General features: G+C 51.6%; 30 protein-coding genes. 18 read left to right on the top strand and 12 right to left on the bottom strand.

Annotated elements, in window-relative coordinates; all coding sequences use genetic code 11:
- Positions 1 to 229: 229 nt before the first annotated feature.
- Both DFR42_RS19265 and DFR42_RS19260 read left to right on the top strand, forming a co-directional pair.
- Positions 230 to 877: a GNAT family N-acetyltransferase gene (locus DFR42_RS19265; RefSeq protein WP_110256665.1), complete on the top strand. Its 648-nt coding sequence runs from the start codon at positions 230 to 232 to the stop codon at positions 875 to 877.
- 6 nt (positions 878 to 883) lie between these two features.
- Positions 884 to 1474 (top strand): hypothetical protein, encoded by a 591-nt coding sequence (locus DFR42_RS19260; protein ID WP_110256664.1) that lies wholly within the window; start codon positions 884 to 886, stop codon positions 1472 to 1474.
- Here DFR42_RS19260 and DFR42_RS19255 read toward each other — a convergent pair.
- Positions 1465 to 1863 (bottom strand): GFA family protein, encoded by a 399-nt coding sequence (locus DFR42_RS19255; protein ID WP_110256663.1) that lies wholly within the window; start codon positions 1861 to 1863, stop codon positions 1465 to 1467. The two genes, DFR42_RS19260 and DFR42_RS19255, sit on opposite strands and share 10 nt — an antisense overlap.
- A gap of 130 nt (positions 1864 to 1993) precedes the next feature.
- Between DFR42_RS19255 and DFR42_RS19250 the strand changes: the two genes are divergently transcribed.
- Entirely contained in the window at positions 1994 to 2572 is a 579-nt protein-coding gene (locus DFR42_RS19250) for a GNAT family N-acetyltransferase (RefSeq protein ID WP_110256662.1), read from the top strand.
- Between the two features lie 300 nt (positions 2573 to 2872).
- Here DFR42_RS19250 and DFR42_RS19245 read toward each other — a convergent pair whose 3' ends face one another.
- The 10 genes from DFR42_RS19245 to DFR42_RS19200 form a co-directional block, all read right to left on the bottom strand.
- The gene (locus DFR42_RS19245) at positions 2873 to 3403 is read right to left on the bottom strand and encodes a hypothetical protein (RefSeq protein ID WP_110256661.1); all 531 of its coding nucleotides are present in this window, start codon (positions 3401 to 3403) and stop codon (positions 2873 to 2875) included.
- The gene (locus DFR42_RS19240; RefSeq protein ID WP_110256660.1) at positions 3400 to 3759 is read right to left on the bottom strand and encodes a DUF1801 domain-containing protein; all 360 of its coding nucleotides are present in this window, start codon (positions 3757 to 3759) and stop codon (positions 3400 to 3402) included. The genes DFR42_RS19245 and DFR42_RS19240 overlap by 4 nt, the downstream gene beginning before the upstream one ends.
- Before the next feature lie 104 nt (positions 3760 to 3863).
- The gene (locus DFR42_RS19235; protein ID WP_110256659.1) at positions 3864 to 4298 is read right to left on the bottom strand and encodes a hypothetical protein; all 435 of its coding nucleotides are present in this window, start codon (positions 4296 to 4298) and stop codon (positions 3864 to 3866) included.
- Between the two features lies 1 nt (position 4299).
- Positions 4300 to 4680: a hypothetical protein gene (locus DFR42_RS19230; RefSeq protein ID WP_110256658.1), complete on the bottom strand. Its 381-nt coding sequence runs from the start codon at positions 4678 to 4680 to the stop codon at positions 4300 to 4302.
- A 9-nt stretch (positions 4681 to 4689) separates the two neighbouring features.
- Entirely contained in the window at positions 4690 to 5787 is a 1098-nt protein-coding gene (locus DFR42_RS19225; RefSeq protein WP_110256657.1) for a suppressor of fused domain protein, read from the bottom strand.
- Between the two features lie 148 nt (positions 5788 to 5935).
- On the bottom strand, positions 5936 to 6490 hold the full coding sequence (locus DFR42_RS19220) for a hypothetical protein (RefSeq protein ID WP_146218900.1): 555 nt from the start codon (positions 6488 to 6490) through the stop codon (positions 5936 to 5938).
- A 1-nt stretch (position 6491) separates the two neighbouring features.
- Positions 6492 to 6815: an HdeA/HdeB family chaperone gene (locus DFR42_RS19215; RefSeq protein WP_170133583.1), complete on the bottom strand. Its 324-nt coding sequence runs from the start codon at positions 6813 to 6815 to the stop codon at positions 6492 to 6494.
- 494 nt (positions 6816 to 7309) lie between these two features.
- A complete protein-coding gene (locus DFR42_RS19210; RefSeq protein ID WP_110256654.1) occupies positions 7310 to 7966 on the bottom strand; it encodes a leucine-rich repeat domain-containing protein in 657 nt (218 codons plus the stop codon).
- A 53-nt stretch (positions 7967 to 8019) separates the two neighbouring features.
- Positions 8020 to 8502 (bottom strand): hypothetical protein, encoded by a 483-nt coding sequence (locus tag DFR42_RS19205; RefSeq protein WP_146218899.1) that lies wholly within the window; start codon positions 8500 to 8502, stop codon positions 8020 to 8022.
- A 16-nt stretch (positions 8503 to 8518) separates the two neighbouring features.
- Positions 8519 to 9736: an HPP family protein gene (locus DFR42_RS19200; protein WP_110256652.1), complete on the bottom strand. Its 1218-nt coding sequence runs from the start codon at positions 9734 to 9736 to the stop codon at positions 8519 to 8521.
- A 143-nt stretch (positions 9737 to 9879) separates the two neighbouring features.
- Between DFR42_RS19200 and DFR42_RS19195 the strand changes: the two genes are divergently transcribed.
- From DFR42_RS19195 to DFR42_RS19185, 3 genes are all read left to right on the top strand, one after another.
- Entirely contained in the window at positions 9880 to 10632 is a 753-nt protein-coding gene (locus tag DFR42_RS19195; protein WP_110256651.1) for an SIMPL domain-containing protein, read from the top strand.
- 28 nt (positions 10633 to 10660) lie between these two features.
- A complete protein-coding gene (locus DFR42_RS19190) occupies positions 10661 to 11209 on the top strand; it encodes a DUF6714 family protein (protein WP_110256650.1) in 549 nt (182 codons plus the stop codon).
- 84 nt (positions 11210 to 11293) lie between these two features.
- Positions 11294 to 12088: a hypothetical protein gene (locus DFR42_RS19185; RefSeq protein ID WP_110256649.1), complete on the top strand. Its 795-nt coding sequence runs from the start codon at positions 11294 to 11296 to the stop codon at positions 12086 to 12088.
- 41 nt (positions 12089 to 12129) lie between these two features.
- Here DFR42_RS19185 and DFR42_RS19180 read toward each other — a convergent pair whose 3' ends face one another.
- Positions 12130 to 12957, bottom strand: coding sequence for an APH(3') family aminoglycoside O-phosphotransferase (locus DFR42_RS19180; RefSeq protein WP_245937018.1), 828 nt, complete (start codon positions 12955 to 12957; stop codon positions 12130 to 12132).
- Positions 12958 to 13196: 239 nt separating this feature from the next.
- Between DFR42_RS19180 and DFR42_RS19175 the strand changes: the two genes are divergently transcribed.
- The 12 genes from DFR42_RS19175 to eutC all read left to right on the top strand — a co-directional run bounded on the left by DFR42_RS19175 (position 13197) and on the right by eutC (position 22256).
- Entirely contained in the window at positions 13197 to 14348 is a 1152-nt protein-coding gene (locus DFR42_RS19175; protein ID WP_170133582.1) for a serine hydrolase domain-containing protein, read from the top strand.
- Between the two features lie 182 nt (positions 14349 to 14530).
- Positions 14531 to 14863 carry a DMT family transporter gene (locus DFR42_RS19170; protein WP_110256647.1) on the top strand — a complete coding sequence of 111 codons (333 nt, stop codon included), beginning with the start codon at positions 14531 to 14533 and terminating at the stop codon, positions 14861 to 14863.
- A 323-nt stretch (positions 14864 to 15186) separates the two neighbouring features.
- A complete protein-coding gene (locus tag DFR42_RS19165) occupies positions 15187 to 15903 on the top strand; it encodes a hypothetical protein (protein ID WP_110256646.1) in 717 nt (238 codons plus the stop codon).
- Between the two features lie 42 nt (positions 15904 to 15945).
- Positions 15946 to 16287 (top strand): low molecular weight protein tyrosine phosphatase family protein, encoded by a 342-nt coding sequence (locus DFR42_RS19160; RefSeq protein ID WP_110256645.1) that lies wholly within the window; start codon positions 15946 to 15948, stop codon positions 16285 to 16287.
- A gap of 86 nt (positions 16288 to 16373) precedes the next feature.
- Complete coding sequence (locus tag DFR42_RS19155) at positions 16374 to 16583, top strand: YgaP family membrane protein (RefSeq protein ID WP_110256644.1); 210 nt, start codon at positions 16374 to 16376, stop codon at positions 16581 to 16583.
- Between the two features lies 1 nt (position 16584).
- Entirely contained in the window at positions 16585 to 17169 is a 585-nt protein-coding gene (locus DFR42_RS19150) for an RNA polymerase sigma factor (protein ID WP_110256643.1), read from the top strand.
- Positions 17159 to 17371, top strand: a complete 213-nt coding sequence (locus tag DFR42_RS19145) for a hypothetical protein (RefSeq protein WP_110256642.1) — start codon at positions 17159 to 17161, stop codon at positions 17369 to 17371. The genes DFR42_RS19150 and DFR42_RS19145 overlap by 11 nt, the downstream gene beginning before the upstream one ends.
- 171 nt (positions 17372 to 17542) lie before the next feature.
- Complete coding sequence (locus DFR42_RS19140; protein ID WP_146218896.1) at positions 17543 to 17797, top strand: hypothetical protein; 255 nt, start codon at positions 17543 to 17545, stop codon at positions 17795 to 17797.
- Positions 17790 to 18524, top strand: a complete 735-nt coding sequence (locus tag DFR42_RS19135; protein WP_110256640.1) for a Fic family protein — start codon at positions 17790 to 17792, stop codon at positions 18522 to 18524. The genes DFR42_RS19140 and DFR42_RS19135 overlap by 8 nt, the downstream gene beginning before the upstream one ends.
- Positions 18525 to 18631: 107 nt before the next feature.
- Positions 18632 to 20047, top strand: coding sequence for an ethanolamine permease (eat, locus tag DFR42_RS19130; protein ID WP_110256639.1), 1416 nt, complete (start codon positions 18632 to 18634; stop codon positions 20045 to 20047).
- Positions 20044 to 21459 (top strand): ethanolamine ammonia-lyase subunit EutB, encoded by a 1416-nt coding sequence (locus tag DFR42_RS19125; protein WP_110256638.1) that lies wholly within the window; start codon positions 20044 to 20046, stop codon positions 21457 to 21459. The genes eat and DFR42_RS19125 overlap by 4 nt, the downstream gene beginning before the upstream one ends.
- On the top strand, positions 21456 to 22256 hold the full coding sequence (gene eutC, locus DFR42_RS19120; protein WP_110256637.1) for an ethanolamine ammonia-lyase subunit EutC: 801 nt from the start codon (positions 21456 to 21458) through the stop codon (positions 22254 to 22256). The genes DFR42_RS19125 and eutC overlap by 4 nt, the downstream gene beginning before the upstream one ends.
- Positions 22257 to 22285 lie beyond the last annotated feature (29 nt).

The following is a 22285-nucleotide window of genomic DNA, read 5'->3' as shown; positions in this document are numbered from 1 at the left end:
AGCATACGGGTGGATGCGTTTGCCAAATCAAATTAAGTTGATGTCGAATCTGTTTGTAACAATTTTTTGCGAATCAGCAATACACCTTACTTTGCGTGTAAAATTGTTATTTTGGCACTAGCATGATTGACGCCAGGATCAGCAAAAAATTGCATTAATGCTTCAGGCCAGCTCTATATCTGGCGCTCCTGCTACCTAATCAGCCCAGGCCTTCCACCCAAGGACTTTGATGAGCCAATTCAGCATACAGGAAAAAAACCAGTTGCTCGGTGCATGGGCGCATGGCTGGACCATTTCGCGCTGCACTGATGCCCCCATCCCGCTGGCCGATTCTGCCTATCGCATACAGGTAGATTTGCCCGGCCACCTGGAACGCTATATCCTGCCTGGCAATATCCCTGGCACCATACAAAAACTGGCGCGAGAGATAGACACACCTGACACCTGGTTAAAAATATGCGCGCCGCACAGCAGTATCGTGGGTCTGTTGCCAGAACGCTGGCACATCAAGCCGCCTGAGTACCTGATGAGCAAAATACTCAGCCATACCACAGTCAACATGCCAGAGACGTATAGCATCGCCCTGACTGTCGATGGCCATGCCGTGACAGCACGTGTGTGTAACCAGGAAGGCAAGCATGCTGCCACAGGCCGCATGGCCATCCACGGCACACATGCGGTGTTTGACCAGATCGTCACAGAACCCGCACACAGACGCCGCGGCCTGGCCAATGCCATCATGCAAAGCCTGTCCAACCATGCAGTTAGCAAACAGGCTGAACAGGGCGTGCTGGTTGCCACGGACGAGGGCCGCGCGCTGTACACCACGCTGGGCTGGTTACTGGCTTCTGAGATGACGGCAGCGGTGATGGTGTAGATAAAGATGTCCTTGCCTGAGCAACTTGCGTCTCAACTTGCTGCAGATGATTTGCGACCCTTCCTTGCGCTGTATTTCAGCCATCGCGGGCCGGACGACCTGCCCGCCATCCACATCAAGCTGCATGGACTGGAACAAGGCCAGGCAGTCAGCACCATACGGCTGGATCATATCGCTGGCCTGGAAGCAGACCCACGTCGACTGGCTGGGCGCAGTTTTTCGTTTCCTGTGAACCCGGCATATGGCTATATCGATGGATCAGTGTACCTGCAAGGCAGGCATCAAGCGGTAGATGTTACCAGGCTGACATTTGGGATGGAGAAAAACCTGCAAATACCGCTGGAAGTGACGGGTAACATACAGTTTGAAGAGCTGCCACTACCGCTGGAGTTTAACTTCAGCGTGCCACTGCAACTGCCTCTGGACCACGCTGCCATGCTGGCCTTGCTGGAAGCCGGTATGCAAGCCACCAGCGCCTGCACACCCAGGGACATGGGGAGGCTGATGGCTTACCTGAAGCAGCATCTGCCGTATGATGAACAAATCGCAGACCTGGCGGCGCTGGCGAAAGCCAGGCTACTGGCAAATCACAAATAAGCAGTCTCGGCCGGTGGCGTATCCCAGTTATCATTGAGGCCATCGACATATGTCACGGGCGCGGCCATCAGCTCTGCAATTGTCGCATCATCGAGACAGCTCACGCTGACGCCATAGAAGCGCCCGCGCCGTGGTGAATGGGCAATGCCAAAAGGCCGCACGCCACAGTGCTTGCAAAAAAAATGGCGTTCATTCTTTGCGCCAAACTGGTATTCACTCAGTTCTGCCTCACCCGCCAGCAAGCGAAAATTTTCTGGTTTGACCACCGTCGCCCAGCAACGTATCTTGCGGCAAAAGCTGCAGTTACAGCGCATGCTGCCGTCCGCCAGATCAATATCGGCAGTAAAACGTATGGCCTGGCAATGGCAACTGCCGTGATAGGTTTTCATGGACATTTTTCCCCTGTTGTGAAATCTCATTGTACACAGAGTTTGATGCGCGGCGATGTGCAACTACGTAAGCGCAGTTGCTAATAATCTGCTTATAATCTGACTTCCATCAGCAGCCGGGACCTTCATCATGCCATCTTTCGACCAGCTCACCCTCGACACGCCACGCATACACATGCGCCCGCTGTGCATGGATGATGCACCCGCCATCCTGCGCATGCGTTCCAACCCTGAAGTGATGCGCTACATGACCACAGGGCCATGGACCGACATTGCCCAGGCCACGGGTATGGTAGAACGTGATCAGGCTGCCCTGCAAAAGGGTGATCTGGTGCGCCTGGGTATGATACGCAAGGACGACAATGTCTTTCTTGGCAGTTGCATCCTGTTCCATTTCGATGAAGGCTGTCGCCGTGCTGAAATTGGCTACGACATGGACGCCGCCTACTGGGGCCAGGGCTATATGCAAGAAGCACTGACAGCCTTGCTGGATTATGGCTTCGATCAATTGAACCTGAATCGCGTCGAAGCTGACATCCACCCGGACAATGAAGGATCAGCCAAAATACTGGAAAGACTGAGCTTCATACGCGAAGGCTATTTGCGCGAACGCTGGATCATCGAAGGCCAGGTGTCGGATTCTGCCTTGTATGGTTTATTGCGCAAAGACTGGCAGGCGCGGCTACCGCCTTTGCGGAGCCCTGTGTGAAGCGGTGAAATCAAGACCCAAAAGCTCACCACTGAGACACCGAGGCACAGAGGTGCATAGAGGAAGACTTAGAAAGACAGTGTGATATTCATAACGTACTCAGCAGAGAGCCTGCTATCAAATGATGGCGAGCTGTGCGCGCCACTATCCTTATGCTTGGCCTTGTACACAGATATAAATTGGTACACTTGGCACGCACTATCAAGGTGATGCCTTTAACTGCGTGCACTCCAGACCTGCCTCTGCGCCCCCCTCTGTGCCTCTGTGGTGAGATGCTTGGTCTTGGTCTTAGAACCAGGCTTACTTGACACCAGCAAGCAAAGCCGCATTGGCCCGGCGTATCAGCCTCCAGTGCAGAATCCAGCAAGGCAGCGCCAAAAAGCCAGCAGCAGCGCCTGCCTCATTTGGCAGCAAAGAAACGATTTGCAAACCACACCAGCCCATGCCTGTCAGCATGCCAAAACTGCGAAAGCCCTGCAATGCCACATTGGACCTGGCCTCTTGCTGCAAAGACCTGGCGACGTTGGCGATGATGAAAAAATCTTCAACGAAATTATAGGGCAGCAAGAACATCAGCCAGACGCTGCGTGGCTCTGCCTTGCGGGCTTCGGGCCTGACCAGAGCGAGTGATGATTGCAAATCACGGCAGTATAAAAACACCAGGTCCAAAAATACCAGCACCAGCACGATGCTGCCCAGGGTGCCCAGCATTTCCAGTTCCTTGAAAACGCCGCCAGAGGCTTCGGGGTGGAAGTAAGGATAAGCCAGCCCATAAGCGACTGGTGCTGTGAGGGCAATCTTTAAGAAAATGAGAGCGATTTGCTTGTTCATGCCTGCTGTGCCGCCTTCATTGCCAGCAGCAGATAGGCATGCACATGCTTGTCTTCTATGTCTTGCTGCGAAGTCAGCTTGATGTGGCGACGGTATTTGCCTTCGCCTTCCAGCATCTTGTATTTATCTGGCAGGGAGGCTCCGAGGCCAAATTCCAGTGTCACATGTTTGGCATAAGAAAACACGCCGCAGAAAGGCTTGTTGACGGAAAACAGCAAGCCGCCATATTTGACTTCTTCTGTCACGCCCTTGTCCAGCTTGAGTATCTGTTCACGCAAGGCCTGCACCAGGGCGTAATGGTCTTCATTGAGCAGGCGTATGTCTTGCAATAGCTTGTCGATTCTGTCGGCACTCACGGATCACGCTCCTTCATCATAGGCAGGTTGATGTTACTGCTTAAGGATTTTGTGATGATGCGCCCGACAAAGCCCAACAAAGCGTGACCAGCGGCTAAGCAAAGTTATTTACAAGCCAGTTTTCTGGGGGCAGATTTTTCTGTCACGGCCACCAGGACTGCTGTATCAACACCATCACCCTCGCCATTATAACTGACATAATTAGCAACTTTTAATACTGCCTGGCCTGAGATGCCACAATTTTTTCCCTTGATCTGTTCAGGGATATTCAGCAGCTTTTTGGATTCCTCTTTATTCTTGAAACAAAACCAGGCCAGGCGTTTAACACCAGCAGTACGTGGCAAGAGTTTGGCCGACTCCGGGCCTGGATAAAAGCAGGGCATGTCACCCAGCATTTCCAGGCTTTGCGCATCGGTCCGGTATTCATAGCGACCAGAGACAGCGATCTCATTGGCGGCCAGGCTGGCATTAGTGATAGCATTGACAGCGCTGACAGAGAGTGCCACCAGCACCGTCAGTACGGCGTTTTTAAAATGCATATCAGTTTTTTTCCTTTTTTGACTGTAGAAGTTGCGTCAGTTTATTGCTGATACTGGCAGGTTTGTCATTGCTGGTATTGATACTGGTGCAGTCTTCAGGCAATTGCAGTTCTCTGCTTTTTGCTGGATGGGAGAAATACAGTTTGCCGTCATCGCAACGCAAACGCGCCCTGACCTGGCGGCTGCGTTTGCTACGCACCTCAGCCACCCAGCAATCATCTGCACAGCCGCTGGAACGATAGGCAAGCAGCTCACCACGAACGGGCCAATCGAGTTCATATTCACCTGTGCCGCCAGATGCCTGGGCCATGCTACTGCCTGCGAACAGTGCCAGAAAGCTGATGCGCCGGAGGCAATATACCACTCTCACCATTTTCAACATGACAAGGTCTTAGTACATGTCTATATCAAATTTCAGGCTCGCATCACCTGAGGCCTGTATGCGTATGCGCTTGGGAATAAAGCTGTCACCCAGGTATTCAGGATGCGCTTCGTAGTTCTGGATCTGGCCCTGTTGTACCAGTTCATTGACTTGTTTGTCGGCAAACAGCTTGCGCATATAACCCTGGCGCGGCATGTAGGCAATATTAAAGTCCACATCTTGTCCGCCAAATTGCAGCGGGAATAAAAAGCCTCTGCGCAGCAAACCTTGCTCAGCAAGTGCTTCGGCCTGCTCGCGGCTCTTGATGCTGGCATAATCCACGCCCTGGGGATGAATCACCGATGGCCGGTCTGGCAGGCTGTACTGCCCTACACCAGCTTTTTGCAGGATATCCATGAGGGCATTACGACCATTGGTCTTGGACCAGATCATTTCATCGTCAGTAATCGTGGTCGCCAGCAGCAGGCTCATCTCACCGTTAGGCAGCTTGATGCTTGCAGGCAGCGGCGCGCGCGCCCTGGTGATGAGGATGTTGACCATCTGCTCGCCACCAACATAAATATCTTCGACTGTCATGCCCTGGTATTTATCGACACGCCCCAGAAAATCCACATCTTGCTGGATTTCGCTATTGACTGCCCACTGCAGCAACCACAGCGGCCATTCTGCCTGCTCATGCGTCAAGACCATAAATTCATAGCCATAGCCAGGGCGGCCAGGATAAGTGGCGACATTTTCCTTGCCCCTGAGCTGCATGGAAGTGCGGACAGGACGCCCCAACTCATCATGTTCAGTGACGATTTCTTCTGATACTATCGTCGCTGGCATGTCAGGATTGCTAAGCCCAAAACTGGAGGTAAGCCAGCTTGTCGCAGACAATTGCGGTGCTGCCAGTTGATACAAACCACCACCCGGCCAGACGCCACTGAGATTCATCATCTTCAAAATATCATTAGGCAAAGGGCCAAACTGCGCAGTGTATGCCGCTGCCCGCGCATCATAAACGGTTTGCCACAATTGCTCGGCCTCATCCTCAGCAGTGAGGTTTTCTGTAATGTCGTTTTCAGGAGTTGCTGAAGATTTTGATGAACGTAGCCAATTGAACATAAGTAGATTTCAAATAAAATTAAAGGCTTGATTCAAGCCTGAAGTAGGAAGCGATGTTATTACGATTTGCGCTGCGCTATCAAGCTTTGCCATCAAATACAAAAGCGGAAAACAAGCTGAGACACTTTATGCCAGTCACCCTGCCTGATCAGCGCTTCTGACTATTGGGTTCTTTACGTGCCATGACAGACTGGTGTATCTCTGGGAAAATGTTTTTGATATCGTATTCGCTGCGCTGTACGGCTTCAATAAATGCCAGACATTTGGTCCAGTCTTTTAGCAAACCCTGCTTCCAATCACTTAAAGTCTGTTCCTGTGATTTTGCCGTCTTGGAATCCCAAAATTCAGCAATATGTCGAGGCGAATTACCTTCAGCTTCTGCCAACAACAAGTAGAATTCCGCCCGGCCAGTTTCAACCAACGCTGCATATTCCTTGTTTCGCATGTCGTAAGCGTTTTTTTCTCTTGCTGCCTTTGCTGCAAGATCCTGGTAAGTCGTGCCGCAATACGATAAACCCATTTTGTTTTTTTCAAGGAAGGCAATTGTCCCTATCTCTCTTGCGTATTTAGTGAGTTTTGAATCAATAGCAGGAGACAAGGGTGCTTGTGCCCAACTCATGTGCACAGGGACTAGCGCAAGCAGGCAACTCAATATCCAGGTACAACAAACGGAATGTAAATTTTCCATGGATTTTGAACGCATTTTATTGCTCGGAGCGATATTGTTTAACAAGTACGGCGGCCGCATAAACGATCATTTCTTTCGGATTTTTGGTGCAATAAACTTCCAGGCTTTTATGCATAGCCTCAGCCGTTTCCGGTGTTGCTGGCTTGCCTGTCGAATAAAAATTAAAGCTGGTAATAAATCCGGCGACCCATTGCGAAATCTGAAAAGATTCAGCCTGGTTCGATTTGCTCCGGATAAAATCTTCACAGGTGAGTTTTCCTGCCCCTACTGTGTACACGCCAGTCGCACTGGAGATAGAGGACGACAAGAGCAATGCACCTGCCATGATCATGTATTTCATACTTGCTCTCATTCATCAAAATAAAGAAAAATAAAACCCTCATGGCATCGCAGCCAGGCCCCAGAGACATTAATTCATCACATGTACGAAGCTTGTTTTCTCGGGTATAGACCTGCTAGTCGTAATGCCTGACATACGTCTAGCTCGATGACGAAAAATGACGCTGTTATTGCTGACGGTGACCAAAATCATCTATAAGAGTATAGAACCGGGTGATGATACTGTAAGCATTTCGCCGTGGCTATCAGCACTATTTAACGCCTAAAAATTCAGCTCACAGTGGTATTTAATCGATACGCTAACTTGCCAGCCCTACCACCTTTATTAGCATATTGCACATCTTCTTGTGACTGCTGTGGCAATTGTTTACAGCAAACCAATGCGATGCCGCATTTGATGCAAACCATCGTCCGGCCATACGACGCTAAGTTTCACAATCTTCAAAATATCATTGAACAAAGAAGCAAACTACAAAGCGTAAGCCGCTGCCATTGTTATGAACGAAGCTCGCTTGCAGGCGGTTGTATCAGTAAACTTCCACCCTTATGCGGTGTTTGTACGTAATCCTCTGGAGGACAAGGCAGCTTTTCTTCGCATGACGATGAACAGGCATTTACCAGCAAGGGAACTACATCCGTCCCTATACGCAAGCTGACCCAAAGCTGATTTGTTTCCGCATAGCTGATGGCACGCTGACAGATGCTGCATTTCAGCGTCTCACCATCATATCTGACCGGGTTGCGCGCCAGACTGGGAAAACCCATTCTATGCTTATAATTTCCATACAAGGCACGTGTGCTGATACGGCTGGAAACCAGGTTCTTGCACAGCGTGATTTCATACGGCAGCCAATGCAGGTCATAAGACGTATAAGGGTCAAAATCTTCCAGCGAAGTCATGCCCCCTATTTCTGCTGGTATCCTTTTCAGCTTGCTACCATAAAGCAAGATCTTTTTGACTTTACTCAACTTGCCTATGGATGCAGGCAGTGTATGTATCTGCGAAAAAAGCTCATTACCCAAAAACGCTCGCGGAGAAAATTCTTCCCCTCCGCTGTCTGCTAGCTGATCGACATAATCACATAGTTTTTTCCATGCCAGCGAGTTTTTATCCTGGACATCATTTTGTATTCTTGAAATAAATTTATTCATTGAGATTCCAGCATTGTCGATTTTCTAGCGGCACTTGCCATCTACTCACATTTCTAATTCACCAGGACAGTATCAACTTGCCTGAACTGTTTGATCGCCTCCAGCGTAGCGTCAAAGTTGGCGGAACTACCTGGGATGATGATGGAAAATCCATAGAGCGGGACGACTTTCAGGCATTGCTCTTCCAGCCCTTTGATCAAATCCCAGTTATCGTCACACACCAGGGTCAGGCTTTTGATAAGGTCCAAAGGAATGTCCGTGCTGCCCCACATCGCATTGATTTTTATCATGCCATTCTCAAATACGACATGCCATTGCCGCCTTGGGGTATCGATCAAACCTTTTGAATAGGCACTCAGGAACCATCCCAGGTAAACAAAAGCCAAACCACCTGATGAAAGGATGACGATGATCGTATTGAATTGATTGCCGATAAACAGATAGACGACAAAGAATGCCAGTAACAATACGACGAGTGGCATAGCCCTGTACAACATCTGGCGCATGGCAAATATGTGTGGGGTGTAGATAGTCATGGTCTGGCGAATGCTGTCAAACAGAGGCTTGCGAAATCTTTTCAGCACCGGTATCCACCAGCCGCCCCCGGTACAAGGCCGCCACCAGGTCAGATTGTGTGACCATGCCTATCAGGCGACGTTCTTCATTGACGATGGGGATGTGATGCAAGCCCTGGTCAGACAGCAGGGGCACCAGTTCCACGATATGCATATCGTGGCGGGCGGTACGTACCGGGTGGCTCATGATCTGGCCGACGACTTCGGGCTTGCTGGAATGCATGAGGCGGGTACGGCGCAGCAATTGCCGCAGCTTTTCTTCAAAACTGTCATACACATCCAGATTGGCATTTTTCATGAAATCCACCAGAGTGACGATGCCCACGACGCGGCGCGCCTTGTCGATAACGGGCAAGGCCTTGATCCTGTGCTGACGCAGCAGGGTCCAGGCTTCTTCCAGGCTGGCGCCATATTCTGTGGTGACGAGATCTTTTGACATGATATCGGCACAAGTGATTTCACCAAAACGGCGGCGGTAGGCATGCATCTCGGTTTGCATGAACAGGGATTCGAGATCATCACGGCTAACGTCCAGCACCTGGTTATATTTTTGCAGCACTTCATCCAGATCACGTGACTGGAAGCCCAGCCTGTCTATGGGCCGGGCATCGCTGGTGCCATGTTTGCCAGTATGATCAGGCTGGGCCGCATGCGGGTAACGGCGGCCAGTGGCATTGTTATAGGCCAGTGCAAACAAGGCCAGCAAGACGGAATTGATACCGACAGGTATCAGCACGAACTTATAGCCTAAACCAAGTATCACCGGCCCGCCCAGCACGGCAGTCAGGGCAACTGCGCCACCGGGTGGATGCAGGCAACGCAAAAAAAACATGGCAGCCACCGCCAGCGCCGTCGCCACTGCCGCGCTGGCCATGGATGCGCCTAGCATATGCACACACAAGACACCCACCAGGGCCGACAGCATATTGCCACCAACGATAGACCAGGGTTGCGCCAGCGGGCTGGCTGGCACACCAAACAGCAACACAGCAGAAGCACCTATGGGTGCCAGCAACATGGGGATGGCGGCATATGAACCCAGCATGGCCCTGGTGGCCAGGCCAGTGAGGAACAAACCTGCCAGCATGCCGGCACAGGCACGCAGGCGTTCACGATTGTCAGTACCAATTTGTGCAGGCGCGAAAGTCTTGAACCAGGCGAGCAAGTTCTCCAGAGCAGACCATTTTTTATTCATGGCTTTTTAAAATTTGCAACCAAATGCAAAGTGTATAGGGAAAATAAATGCTTTGTCGCAGTATATGCAGGTAGCTTATTTTAGCAGCGATTGCCTTAATTTTTTTTGCATGGCTGCGAGCATTCCATTTTCTGGAGATAGCAATGAACAAAGATTTATCCCGCGCCCTGGTCATACTCGGTGTACTGCTGGCCCTGGGCATGTCTGCCGCCGCCTTTATCTTTGGTGTGCAGGCCAAACACATAGGCTCAGGCAAACAGAGTATCTCTGTCAAGGGCCTGGCAGAAAAGCCCATACAAGCTGATTATGCACAGTGGCGCATAGGTGTGACGGTGGTTGCCCCCAGCTTTGCCGAAGCACTGGCCAAGCTGCGTAAGTCACGCCCGGTACTGGATGAATTCTTGAGCAAGCAAGCCTTTGACAAGGCAGCGCTGAAAGAATCTGAAGAAGCAGTAGAACCCAATATGGTGGTTGAAGAATTGCCAGAAGGCCGTAACCGTCAGGTGCAGCGCGGCTACAAGGCAACGCAAAGCATACTGGTCACTTCCAAGGATTTGACCAAGATCACCAATGTCAGCCGCGCCGCACTGCAACTCGAAGCCGATGGCCAGCCCGTCTTTTACAGCGCACCACAATTTTTGGTATCGAAGCTGGAAGACATCAAGATGTCATTGATAGGTGCCGCCACCGAAAATGCCAACAAGCGCGCCTCTGAATTTGCCAAATACGGCGCAGTCAAGGTGGGCAGCATGCGTTCAGCCTCCCAAGGTGCTTTTTATATCCTGCCTGTGGGTACAGAAACCAGTTCAGACGAATACGGCGGCACTTACGACAAGACCACCATCGACAAAGTGGCCCGCGTCGTGGTGACGATAGAGTACAGCATAGAACGCTGATCAAGCTTCATCAACACAGCCAGCAATGATGAGCTACCCCACACAACAGGATATCGATGCCATGCGTGAAGACGGCCATGAAGCAGCCACCATCGCGCAGGCACAAGCGCGGCAGCAACTGGGTGAACGGGCAAGCGCGCTGAAACAGGCCATACACCTGGCGTTTGCGGATGTCCAGCTAGAAAATGGCACAGGCTTGCACGAAGCCCAGGGGCTGGATGATTACGCAGATGCACAGACCTGCGCTGCCTACCGAGCTAAGGATGAGAAGACTGACTGGCGGCGTATCAGCATGGATGACATGAATCTCTGTAGCAGCAGCCTGTCTTTTTTTAACGCAGCAGGCATGCGTTTTCACTTACCGGCCTTTATGCAGGGAGACCTTGATTCTCAAGTCAATTACGATTTGATCTATCACCTGACACAAAGCATTTCTATGGAAGAAAAGTTTGCACTCCTGGATGATGCACAAAGGGCAGTCGTCGTTGCTTATCTCAATTTAAGGCTGGACGATGAAGATTTTCGTCATGAGTGGGAACACATCTTCAATGCCTTGTTGGGGTACTGGAATGAGTAGCCAGCTTTCACGTAGTACATTTGCACGCCTTTATCGCCCATAGTACACTCCCTGCTCACAAACAAGCCGAACGTGGAGCAAGGCATGAGAGTCTGGAAAAAATTGGTAACACTGATGTTGATGTGCGCATGCGCAAGTACAAACGCTGGCGCACATGAAATCAATGCTTATCTTGCGGTGAGCCAGGAATTTGAAAAAATAACTGCAGAGAAAACAGCACAGGGCCGTATGCCGAGACTTGAAGACAAGGGTGTGGCAGCGCTGATAAGCACACTGTCGGACAATAAGCGTTTTTTGAATCCAGCGTCCTATCAGCAGGGTGATATTCTTGCGTTAATGGGTATGTGCACAAAAACCAATGAAATCGCCATGTCTTATGCCTTGTTCGATATGAAGTCTCATGTCAAAAAAGGCGATGATCAGGCAGTTGTCGTTCAGCAGATAAGAAAACTGATGGGCACGAACATCATGGCCTACCAGCATGAGCTGGAACAGTTACACCCCTTTGTGATACGTTGCATGGCAACGGCAGTGCCATTGCTGACAGAATTCACAGCAAAACTGAAACCCGAAGAATTCACCGAAGTCCGCCGCAGTGGCTTGCAACAAGCAAGAGATGGCATACTTACTGCCTATTACGGGTATTTACAGGCCATTAGTTACCAAGAATTAAAACAATCTTTCAGGGAAAAAAGCTCTCAAGCCCTGGCCGAAGCTGCAATACCATTTGCCAGTATGATTCAACCAGCGGTACGCAAGCAAATTGTGGATATGGCGACCGCTACGCAAAAAAATGCGTCAGGTGAGATCGCCAGCAATTTGCGCAAAATTATTGATGCAATGTCTGCAACTGAATGCACGGGCCTGTGCAAGTTATGAGTGGTGCGCGTTGCTGACATCTGCTCACGCTTTGCACGCTGTTAAAACAACTCATCAAGCTGCATAAAAAATTCCCGCTTGGCAGGCACATCAGCATAAGGCAGCGACTTAATAAATTCATCTGCCACTTTTTCAGAAACATCTTCGCGCAAATTGCGATGGACGAAAGCGATATCCATCCAGCGGTCTGCCAGGCCAGCACGACCGAGGTCGAGAAAATAGATCTGGTCTTTGTCGTCGACAAAGAGATTGCTGTCACCCAGATCACCGTGGGCAAATACCAGGTCTTCTTCAGGCAGGCTGGCATGTAAAAGCCTGAGCAGGTCTTGCTCGCTATGCACGCCCGGCCATTGATCAAGCTCATACTCTTGCTCATGCAAGCCCTTGCTGATCAGGTATTCGAGTTCTTTCAGACGAAAAGCCGCGCCCGCATGCAAGGGGCAATCCTTGATGGACAAACCTTGCAACTGACGCAGGGCTTCCTGGAATAAGTGCGTCACTGGCTGCCCGGCATGTATGCGGTCAGCCAGGGGGCGGGCAGGTACGGCACGGGTGATCATGGCCTCACCATATTCATTTTCCGCAAGCAGCACCAGTTCAGGTACCTTGATACGTCCAGTCAGCCATTCTATGGCGCGCGCTTCACGCAAGACGCTGTATGTCGTCGGGGCATAGACTGGTGTAGAGGTTTTCAGGAAAAATCTCTCATTGCCTTTGGAAAATTGATAGACCTGACATGGCGATGCACCGACTTCATCTGTTGCCAACGTCGCGTCTGCGATGAAGTGTTTGATGCTGGGGGGCAGGCTGTTTGTCGTTTCAGGTGTCATGGCAGATTTTTCAGGAACAGGGTCAGGGAAGGCGAACATCAAATCTTTGGGCTGCCTGTGGATTTTTCAAGCTTTTTAATTCCAATTGATCTGCCTGCCTTTCATCTGCGATTTTTGCATTTCATTCCCCTGTTTTTGTAATCTATCTTTTCTCCATGGCGGCCTGTTTTGTCTTGCCATAAAGTACGCCTGCACCTGTCAACAGACAGAAAAACAGCGTGAAGGCGATGTGGTCTTATCCACCCCGCCTGCATAAAAAAACAAACCTGGAGAACTCAATGTCATCAATACGTCGCCCTGCAATATCCCTGCGTCCCACTTGCCGTGCCCTTGCCGCCAGCCTGGCCTTGCTGGGTGGCCTGGCTGCCAGCACCATGCAGGCACATGCCGATACCGTCGATGATTATGTACGAGCCGAGATGCAAAAGCGGCATATACCCGGCATGACAGTGGCTGTGCTGCGTGATAACAAACTCATCAAGGAAAGCACTTATGGCCTGGCCAGCATAGAACACAATGTGGCAACCAGGGCAGATACGGCCTATACACTGGCATCAATGACCAAGACCTTTACGGCGAGTGGCATCATGTTGCTGGTACAGGATGGTCGCATTACGCTCGATGACTCCATCACAAAAATCCTGCCACAATTGCCTGCTGCCTGGTCTGGCGTCACGCTGCGCCATTGTCTCTCGCATACGTCTGGCTTGCCGGATGCAATTACCGATGACGTTAACATCACCACTATCAGCGGTGACCGCGATGTTCTCTTGCAAGAGCTGGCAAAATTGCCGCTACAGCCCGCCGGTGAAAAATCTGTGTATAACCAGACCGGCTATGTCTTGCTGGGCATGGTCATAGAAAAAATCAGTGGCATGCCGTATGAACAGTTCCTGCAAACCCGTTTGTTCCAGCCCATGGGTATCACAGGCACAAAATTTGGTGATGCCTGGTCCATCATCCCTGGTCGCAGTGACTTATATACGTCTCTCGATATCAGCAAAGACCATAGCAAACTGGAGATGAAAAATGGCCGCCCTGTCGTCATGCAAGACAAGATTTACCATTATGGCGCGAAGTTCATGCCCGATTATATGGCCCCTGCCGGACTCTTGAATGGCAATATCCACGACCTCGTCAATTTTGAGCAAGGACTGGCCAGCGGCAAGCTCATCAAGCCTGCCTCGCTAAAGGAAATGAGCACACCCTACAAACTGCGCAATGGCCAGGATGGCGACTTTGGCCTGGGCTTCATGTTCATGCCCTTTGGTAAACAACCTGCCATTTCTTACGGTGGCGGCGCAGCCACCTGGCGTGTGCATCTGCCAGAAAAGCGTTTGACTGTGGTGGTGCTGACCAATCTGCAAGGCTCACAACCGCATGCATTGGCGGGTGGCATTGCTGCACTCTATGACGACGGAGCGAAGTAATCCAGGCAGCCCCTGTCTGCTCATGGCAGGGGCAGTAACATCATCATTTATTTTTTATGCCGGGTGCGACGCATTAATTTCAGAATAATTGAAGAGTAATTTGCGCAGACATTCAATGAGCTGACAAGACTGTTCAGCATCTCCATCAAGTTGCATAATGTCCTTTCACCGAGGACATTATCATGAAAAACTGGCTATTTCTGGCTATTGCCATCGTTTCAGAAACCATTGCCACGTCTGCACTCAAATCCAGTGAAGGTTTTACGCGGCTGGCACCTTCGGTACTGGTAGTGCTTGGCTATGCACTGGCATTTTATTTCCTGTCGCTGACACTGAAGGTCATCCCTGTGGGTATTGCCTATGCCGTCTGGTCGGGCGTGGGTATCGTGCTGATCACTGCCGTGGGCTGGCTGGTGTTTGGGCAAAAACTGGATATGCCTGCGCTACTGGGCATGGCACTGATTATTGCGGGTGTGATTGTAATGAATGTGTTTTCAGGCAGCGGGCAACATTGAGCCGCGCATTGAGTCACGCATTGAGCCACATCTGGCAATGTATCAGTTACAGCAATATCCTGTAGGAGCGGCTTCAGCCGCGAATGCCCGACACGGCTGAGATGTTCGCGGCTAAAGCCGCTCCTGCAATCAGAGGCAACCAGAGTATCGTTGCGCTTGATTTCAGTACCCCAGGCGGGCATTATTCATTGCTCAACATAGCTGCTTTACTCTCACTTATTTCCGCCATGCATATATGTTACCTTGAGTAAAAATCATGGTGATATTGTGGCTGCTCGTTTATGGTGGCGGCTTTTGTAATTCCCCCCGTATCCGTAGACCATATGAACAAGTCAGTTCCGTTTATTATCCTGGGCGCTGCTGTCCTCGCGACAGCGGCGTTTTTTGGGCGCTCATGGCATAGCAATGCTGCCATGCCTGTCAACGCTGTTGCCAGTGCATCCAGCGTCGCTACCGCATCCAGCGCCAGCATTCCAGTAGCGACCAGCACGCAGGATGAACTCATCTTCATGCCAGGCAATGAAGACCACCCTGGTTTGCAAGCCGCACCTGAAGCAGAAAAATTTTCCATGCACCTGCTTGAAGACCCCGCAGCACTGTCGCAATACCTGACACCTGCCCAGCACAAGCAAACCCTGGCTGCCCTGAAGCATCAGCATTGCCTGTCCCCAAAAATCACGGTGTACAGCAAACTGGGCATGGCAGAAAAACTGCTGGTCAGCGATTGTTACTATCTGAAAGAAACTGGTGACGACAATGTAGAACCTTACTACGACACCAGTTACGGCATCATGCTGTCAGTGACCCTGGGTGGCGTGTTTGAACTCAAGGGAGTAAAAAACCTGGACGACCTGTATGAAACCAGCGCACTGATGGCAGTCACCAATCTCAAAAAAGATGGTCATCTGCAGCTCTGGCTTGATGCAGATACCTGTGAACCTGGCATGATTGAAGGCAATGCTGACGCCACACCTGAAAATTGCAAAACCACAGGAATCATAGACGTAGCCAATGCCCGGATGCAAGTCACCAAGAGATAGCTAATTCTGGCATGATGACGCTTTTGCTTCAGCGCACGCATCATGCCGGATATCCCCATCAACGCCCTCTTCGTCTGCAGCCGCAACCAGTGGCGCAGCCCCACTGCCGAGCAGGTCTGGCGCAGGCACCCCATGGTGCGCGCCCGTTCTGGCGGCACCAGCCCCAATGCCCGCCACCCTGTCTCTATTGCCGACATAGAATGGGCAGAAGTGATCTTTGTCATGGAAGAAAAACACAAGTCACGCCTCATGGCCAGCTACCGTAACCTGATAGGCCACAAGCCTGTGCATGTGCTGGATATCCCTGACGAATACAAATACATGGATGCTGAACTGGTAGAACAATTGCAACAATCTATAGGTGATATCCTGGGTTTGAACTGATTTTTAAATTATTTAATAAAACCTGAATCCTTTTAAGTGTCTGAACACTCTTGGTCTATGTCATTCATTACAAAGAGGAGTTCACCATGTTTCATTTCAAACGTAATTTGCCCCATTGGGAACGCGCCCTGCGCATCATCAGCGGCCTGTTGCTGTTCTGGCTGGCATATAGTGGTCAAGTTGGCGGCATGCTGAACTGGGCAATCATCGCCAGCGCTGTCACCATGCTCATGACTGCCTTTATCGGCTTTTGCCCCGCCTGTGCAATGGTGGGGCGCAAATATCTGGATAACTGAAATGAGCCTGTCCCGCCCTCAATTACTGGAAGCCGCCCGGCAAGGTGATGGCAAAGCCATTGCCGCATTGCTGGAAGTCTGCCAGCCCGACCTCAAGCGCTTCGCCCGCCGCACCTGCTCGAACGCAGAAGATGCCGAAGACGCGGTGCAAATGGCCTTGTGGTCGCTGTACCGCAAGGTAGGCGCGCTGCGTTGTGCGGCAACCTTTGCGACCTGGATGTTCCGCATCGTTGAACGTGAATGTTACCGCCTATTCCGCATCAAGAAATACCATGATGCCCTGGATGATCTCAATGAGCACGACATGCCCATGGCAAATATGGTACCTACTGACTTGCGCATGGACCTGATACGCGCGATGGAAAGGCTGTCGCCACCTTACCGTGAAGTCCTGATACTGCGTGACGTGCATGAACTGACCGCCCCCGAAGTCGCCGCCCAACTGGGCCTGAGCCTCGAGGCCGTCAAAAGCCGTTTGCACCGCGCCCGTGCACAGGTGCGCGAGCAATTGCTCAATAGTGGTTACTGGATGAAGGATGGTGCGCCTGAAGTCATGGAAAAAAATGGAGGCAATCATGTTTTGTAGCACGTCTGTCACGGTGCACTTGTTGCGCGGTATTGGTGCACTGGGCTTGTTACTGCTGGCCTTTTTGGTGCCAGGCTTGTCAGTTATCTGGCAAGGGCTGGCACTCATAGTTGCATTCTTATTGATGCGCGGCTGTCCCATGTGCTGGATGATGGGTTTGATTGAGACGATTTATGAGCGGCGGAAGAAGAAATTGTCTTAGCTCAGGAAAATCTCGCTGCATGCGCATGCGCACCATAAGTCATTGACAAATAAGGGAATTTATGAAAATATTGCTATAAATATGTCTTAAAAAATGAGCCGGTTCATGAAAAGTCCTGAGTCATTCAAGCACACAATCAAGACGGAAAATGCAGCTGAGCGGAGTATCTCCATGCCCTCCGAGCTACACTTGTTGCCGCAAATCAGGGTAAAGGAATTTGTCGAACTTTTCGCAAGTCAGCATCACGTTGAATATCTGAGATCAGGGCTGGATGACTGGGCTGAAGCAGCGACACGTGCCTCAGGTGACAACGTAAAACTGGACCATACCGGCAAATTACTGGTCATGCTGAAAAGACGCCATTTGATCGATGGACGCCAACTAGCCCGCTTGATGACGAATCATCTCAAAGAAATCAATGTTTGATCCGTTTGGTGATTTTGCTGCTGCTGGATATCTTCGCAACCATGAGGGTTTGAAAGACCTGGAAATCATCAAAATCCAGGAACATGTCTTCTTCGAAGCAAATCTTCCAGACGCAATCGCCTATTTACAATCCATTGACGGTCCAATTTCTTACCAGGATTTTCTTCAGGTTCATAACATTCTCTTTGTTGATTTCTACCCTTGGGCTGGTCAGGACAGACACGCCTTGGGCGTTGGTCGCCTGATCAACAAAGGTAGCCAAATACAGTTTGAAGTGGCAGAGCTGAGTCGTCGGGCCATTGAGCATGGGCTTGATTTAGGAAATGAGATAGAAATCATGCGCAACAGACCAGGAGAGGTGATGGGTTATTTCGCCTGGGGCCATCCTTTTCTCGACGGTAACGGTCGTACAATGCTGCTTGTGCATACCGAACTATGTGCAAGAGCTGGTATCTTCATAGACTGGCAAGCTTCATCAAAAGGCGCTTATCTTCAAGCGTTGAGCAATGAGCTGGCAAAGCCGGGCAAAGGCATACTGGACGCTTACCTGAAACCTCATCTGCGCGAACAGGCTTTTACCGGGCACTGGGGCGAATACATTCAAGCGATTCCTGGACTGGATGGCAGCAGTCATGCCAAATCTCATATCGCAGAACAAGCAGGTGACACTGGCGCGATGCAGCGCTATGAAGAATTCAAGATTGCCAGAGGTGAGCAAGTACCATAGCCCCTACCCGCGCCTCTAGAGCCTCCCCTCCAACCCAATTCTGGCACTTGTGATAACTCCCTGAATCATGGATACTTGACTCACCCTACCCCACAGTGAGGCTATCCATGACACCCGATCAGGCAAGCTCAGGCACGACTGCGCAGTTGAAACCTACGCTGGGTAGTTTGCAGTTGTGGGGCATTGCGGTGGGGCTGGTCATCTCGGGCGAGTATTTTGGCTGGAGTTATGGCTGGGCTTCTGCTGGCACTTTGGGTTTCACGGTCACGGCGCTGTTCATTGCGGCGATGTACACCAGCTTTATCTTCAGCTTCACTGAACTGACCACGGCCATACCGCATGCAGGCGGGCCGTTTGCCTATAGCAGGCGGGCTTTTGGGCCTCTCGGTGGATTCTTTGCCGGGGCTGCTACCCTCATCGAATTCGTGTTTGCACCACCCGCCATTGCGCTGGCGATAGGTGCTTATCTGAATGTGCAATTTCCTGAAATCAATCCCAAGACGGCAGCGGTGGGGGCTTATCTGGTGTTCATGACACTGAATATCCTGGGCATACAGATCGCCGCCAATTTTGAGCTGGCCGTCACTTTGCTGGCGATATTTGAATTGCTGGTGTTCATGGGCGTGGTGTCGCCTGGTTTTAGCATGAGCAATTTCACCAGGGGTGGCTGGGCCGGGCAAGATCATTTCAGTATCGCCTCTTTACCCGGTATGTTTGCCGCCATCCCGTTTGCGATCTGGTTCTTTCTGGCGATAGAGGGTGTGGCAATGGCGGCAGAAGAATCGCGCAACCCGCAACGCTCGATACCCATCGCTTACATAGGTGGCATCGTCACCCTGGTGGTGCTGGCGATAGGCGTGATGGTATTTGCCGGTGGTGTGGGTGACTGGACCAAGCTGGCGAACATCAATGACCCGCTGCCGCAGGCGATGAAGCTGGTGGTCGGTAATAACAGCAACTGGCTGCACATGCTGGTGTGGCTGGGTCTGTTTGGTTTGATCGCTTCTTTTCACGGCATCATACTTGGTTATTCAAGGCAGATTTTTGCACTGGCGCGTGAGAATTATCTGCCGCATTTTTTTGCCAAAATCCACCCGCGTTTCAAAACGCCGCACCGTGCCATTCTGGCAGGTGGTGCCATCGGTATCGCTGCGATATATAGCGATGAACTGATCAAGATAGGTGGTCAGAGTTTGACAGCGAATATCCTCACCATGAGCGTCTTTGGTGCGCTGCTGATGTATATCGTCAGCATGCTGGCCCTGTTCAAACTGCGTCGCGCAGAGCCGGATACTGTGCGGCCATTCCGCGCACCGTTTTACCCTTACTCACCTGTGTTTGCGCTGATCAGTGCCTGCATTTGCATGGCGACCATGATCTATTACAATCTGCTGATATTCGGGATTTTTTGCCTGTTTCTGGGACTTGCTTATGTTTATCATGCGATGACAGTCGGCAAACGCTCGCTTTTGCAGGATGAAGCAGACAGCAATCCCATGACCACGGAAACCGCAGCAAGATGAGCATCAAGCCTGCACAATTCAGCCACATCGTCGGCACGCGCACTTACCAGTTTCGCGACCTTAAAGACTTGCTGGCCAAGGCCACGCCTTTGCGCTCTGGCGACTTGCTGGCAGGTGTTGCTGCAAGCACGGCTGAAGAACGCGTGCTGGCGCAAATGTGTCTGGCAGAACTGCCGCTGAAAACCTTTCTCAATGAAGCACTGGTGCCTTACGAGAGCGATGAAGTCACCCGCCTCATCATTGATGAACATGATGCGACTGCGTTCAACTCCATCAGCCATCTGAGCGTGGGGGACTTTCGTAACTGGCTGTTGTCGGATGCAGCAGATACAGCAACGCTGACGGCACTGGCACCCGGCATCACACCAGAAATGGCAGCCGCCGTCAGCAAGCTCATGCGGGTTCAGGATTTGATACTGGTGGCCAAGAAATGCCGTGTTGTCACCGCATTTCGCAATACCCTGGGCTTGGACAACCGCATTGCCACGCGCCTGCAACCCAACCACCCTACTGACGATACGACCGGCATCGCTGCCAGCATACTCGACGGTTTATTGTATGGCAGTGGTGATGCCGTCATAGGCATCAACCCCGCCAGTGACAATGTGCCGCAAGTCATCAAGCTGTTGCACATGCTGGACGCCATCATAGAACAATATGCGATACCGACCCAGTCTTGCGTGCTCACGCATGTGACCAACACCATGGCGGCTATAAAACGAGGTGCGCCGGTCGATCTGGTGTTCCAGTCCATCGCGGGCACGGAGGCGGCCAACAGCAGCTTTGGCATCAACCTGGCCTTGCTGGCAGAAGCGCGCAGTGCCGCTTTGTCGCTGGGGCGCGGCACGGTGGGCCAGAATGTCATGTACTTTGAAACCGGCCAGGGCAGTGCATTGTCAGCGAACGCACATCATGGCTTGGACCAGCAAACCTGCGAAGCGCGTGCCTATGCCGTGGCACGCAAATTCCAGCCCTTGCTGGTCAATTCTGTAGTCGGCTTCATCGGGCCTGAATATCTTTACGATGGCAAGCAAATCATACGCGCAGGTCTCGAAGACCATTTCTGCGCCAAGCTGCTGGGCTTGCCCATGGGTTGCGATGTCTGCTACACCAACCATGCCGAGGCTGATCAGGACGACATGGATATCCTGCTGACCTCCCTCGCCACCGCTGGCTGCAACTTCATCATGGGCGTGCCGGGGTCGGACGATATCATGCTCAATTACCAGAGCACGTCTTTCCATGACGCGCTGTACTTGCGGCGAGTTCTCGGCTTGCGGGCTGCGCCAGAATTTGAAGCCTGGCTCAAGCAAATGGAAATATACCAACATGATCATAAGCACAATGAGCAATTGCATTTGCATGATGCCCTGCCATCTGGTTTTGAAACTGCACTGCGAAGACTGACATGAGCGCAGCCAAGCCTCCTCTTCATACCAACCCATGGCAAGCCCTGCGCCAGTTTACCCAGGCCCGCATTGCCCTGGGCCGTGCCGGTGTCAGCTTACCTACCGGAGCGCAACTGGATTTCCAGCTCGCCCATGCGCGTGCCCGTGATGCCGTGCATAAGGCGCTTGATGTCGCCACACTGGCGCAGGCCTTGCAGCAAGCCGGGCATGAAAGCCTGCACGTCAACAGCGCCGCACATGACCGCAATACCTACTTGCAACGACCAGACCTGGGTCGCAGATTGAATGAAGAAGCACGTCAGCATCTGGGGCAATTATCGTCTCCGGCAACTGACCTCGCCATCGTCATCGCAGACGGTTTGTCTGCCCCCGCCGTCGCGCAAAACGCCCTGCCTTTCCTGATAAATTTGCTCACCATGCTCGCGCCGGACAACTGGAGCCTGGCCCCCATCGTCATCGCCACCCAGGCCAGGGTTGCCATCGGCGATGAGACTGGCGCACTGCTGAATGCCAGCGCCGTGCTGGTCTTGATAGGTGAGCGCCCCGGCCTGAGCTCACCCGACAGCATGGGTGCCTACCTCAGTTGGGCACCGCAGCCCGGCCTGACCGATGCTGCCCGCAACTGCATCTCGAATATACGGCCCGATGGCCTCAGCTATGCCGAGGCTGCCTACAAGCTGCATTATCTGCTGACAGAAGCACGCAAGCGTGGATTAACGGGAATCGCCTTGAAGGATGAAACCGAAGCGCCTGTGCAACTGGGCAAGCAAACCATGTCGAATTTTTTACTGAAGGAATAAGCTGTATCAACAAATGTTACCGGCTATAT

The sequence above is a fragment of the Undibacterium pigrum genome, assembly GCF_003201815.1.
GTDB lineage: Bacteria > Pseudomonadota > Gammaproteobacteria > Burkholderiales > Burkholderiaceae_D > Undibacterium > Undibacterium pigrum.
Note: the sequence above shows the minus strand (reverse complement) of the source record. Positions and strands in the feature narration are given on the sequence as shown.

Coding starts and splice junctions, on each gene's coding strand:
- DFR42_RS19265 (WP_110256665.1), top strand. CDS start 230: ATGAGCCAATTCAGCATACAGGAAAAAAACCAGTTGCTCGGTGCATGG.
- DFR42_RS19260 (WP_110256664.1), top strand. CDS start 884: ATGTCCTTGCCTGAGCAACTTGCGTCTCAACTTGCTGCAGATGATTTG.
- DFR42_RS19255 (WP_110256663.1), bottom strand. CDS start 1,863: ATGAAAACCTATCACGGCAGTTGCCATTGCCAGGCCATACGTTTTACT.
- DFR42_RS19250 (WP_110256662.1), top strand. CDS start 1,994: ATGCCATCTTTCGACCAGCTCACCCTCGACACGCCACGCATACACATG.
- DFR42_RS19245 (WP_110256661.1), bottom strand. CDS start 3,403: ATGAACAAGCAAATCGCTCTCATTTTCTTAAAGATTGCCCTCACAGCA.
- DFR42_RS19235 (WP_110256659.1), bottom strand. CDS start 4,298: ATGCATTTTAAAAACGCCGTACTGACGGTGCTGGTGGCACTCTCTGTC.
- DFR42_RS19230 (WP_110256658.1), bottom strand. CDS start 4,680: ATGTTGAAAATGGTGAGAGTGGTATATTGCCTCCGGCGCATCAGCTTT.
- DFR42_RS19225 (WP_110256657.1), bottom strand. CDS start 5,787: ATGTTCAATTGGCTACGTTCATCAAAATCTTCAGCAACTCCTGAAAAC.
- DFR42_RS19220 (WP_146218900.1), bottom strand. CDS start 6,490: ATGCGTTCAAAATCCATGGAAAATTTACATTCCGTTTGTTGTACCTGG.
- DFR42_RS19215 (WP_170133583.1), bottom strand. CDS start 6,815: ATGAAATACATGATCATGGCAGGTGCATTGCTCTTGTCGTCCTCTATC.
- DFR42_RS19210 (WP_110256654.1), bottom strand. CDS start 7,966: ATGAATAAATTTATTTCAAGAATACAAAATGATGTCCAGGATAAAAAC.
- DFR42_RS19205 (WP_146218899.1), bottom strand. CDS start 8,502: ATGACTATCTACACCCCACACATATTTGCCATGCGCCAGATGTTGTAC.
- DFR42_RS19200 (WP_110256652.1), bottom strand. CDS start 9,736: ATGAATAAAAAATGGTCTGCTCTGGAGAACTTGCTCGCCTGGTTCAAG.
- DFR42_RS19195 (WP_110256651.1), top strand. CDS start 9,880: ATGAACAAAGATTTATCCCGCGCCCTGGTCATACTCGGTGTACTGCTG.
- DFR42_RS19190 (WP_110256650.1), top strand. CDS start 10,661: ATGAGCTACCCCACACAACAGGATATCGATGCCATGCGTGAAGACGGC.
- DFR42_RS19185 (WP_110256649.1), top strand. CDS start 11,294: ATGAGAGTCTGGAAAAAATTGGTAACACTGATGTTGATGTGCGCATGC.
- DFR42_RS19180 (WP_245937018.1), bottom strand. CDS start 12,957: ATGTTCGCCTTCCCTGACCCTGTTCCTGAAAAATCTGCCATGACACCT.
- DFR42_RS19175 (WP_170133582.1), top strand. CDS start 13,197: ATGTCATCAATACGTCGCCCTGCAATATCCCTGCGTCCCACTTGCCGT.
- DFR42_RS19170 (WP_110256647.1), top strand. CDS start 14,531: ATGAAAAACTGGCTATTTCTGGCTATTGCCATCGTTTCAGAAACCATT.
- DFR42_RS19165 (WP_110256646.1), top strand. CDS start 15,187: ATGAACAAGTCAGTTCCGTTTATTATCCTGGGCGCTGCTGTCCTCGCG.
- DFR42_RS19160 (WP_110256645.1), top strand. CDS start 15,946: ATGCCGGATATCCCCATCAACGCCCTCTTCGTCTGCAGCCGCAACCAG.
- DFR42_RS19155 (WP_110256644.1), top strand. CDS start 16,374: ATGTTTCATTTCAAACGTAATTTGCCCCATTGGGAACGCGCCCTGCGC.
- DFR42_RS19150 (WP_110256643.1), top strand. CDS start 16,585: ATGAGCCTGTCCCGCCCTCAATTACTGGAAGCCGCCCGGCAAGGTGAT.
- DFR42_RS19145 (WP_110256642.1), top strand. CDS start 17,159: ATGTTTTGTAGCACGTCTGTCACGGTGCACTTGTTGCGCGGTATTGGT.
- DFR42_RS19140 (WP_146218896.1), top strand. CDS start 17,543: ATGCCCTCCGAGCTACACTTGTTGCCGCAAATCAGGGTAAAGGAATTT.
- DFR42_RS19135 (WP_110256640.1), top strand. CDS start 17,790: ATGTTTGATCCGTTTGGTGATTTTGCTGCTGCTGGATATCTTCGCAAC.
- eat (WP_110256639.1), top strand. CDS start 18,632: ATGACACCCGATCAGGCAAGCTCAGGCACGACTGCGCAGTTGAAACCT.
- DFR42_RS19125 (WP_110256638.1), top strand. CDS start 20,044: ATGAGCATCAAGCCTGCACAATTCAGCCACATCGTCGGCACGCGCACT.
- eutC (WP_110256637.1), top strand. CDS start 21,456: ATGAGCGCAGCCAAGCCTCCTCTTCATACCAACCCATGGCAAGCCCTG.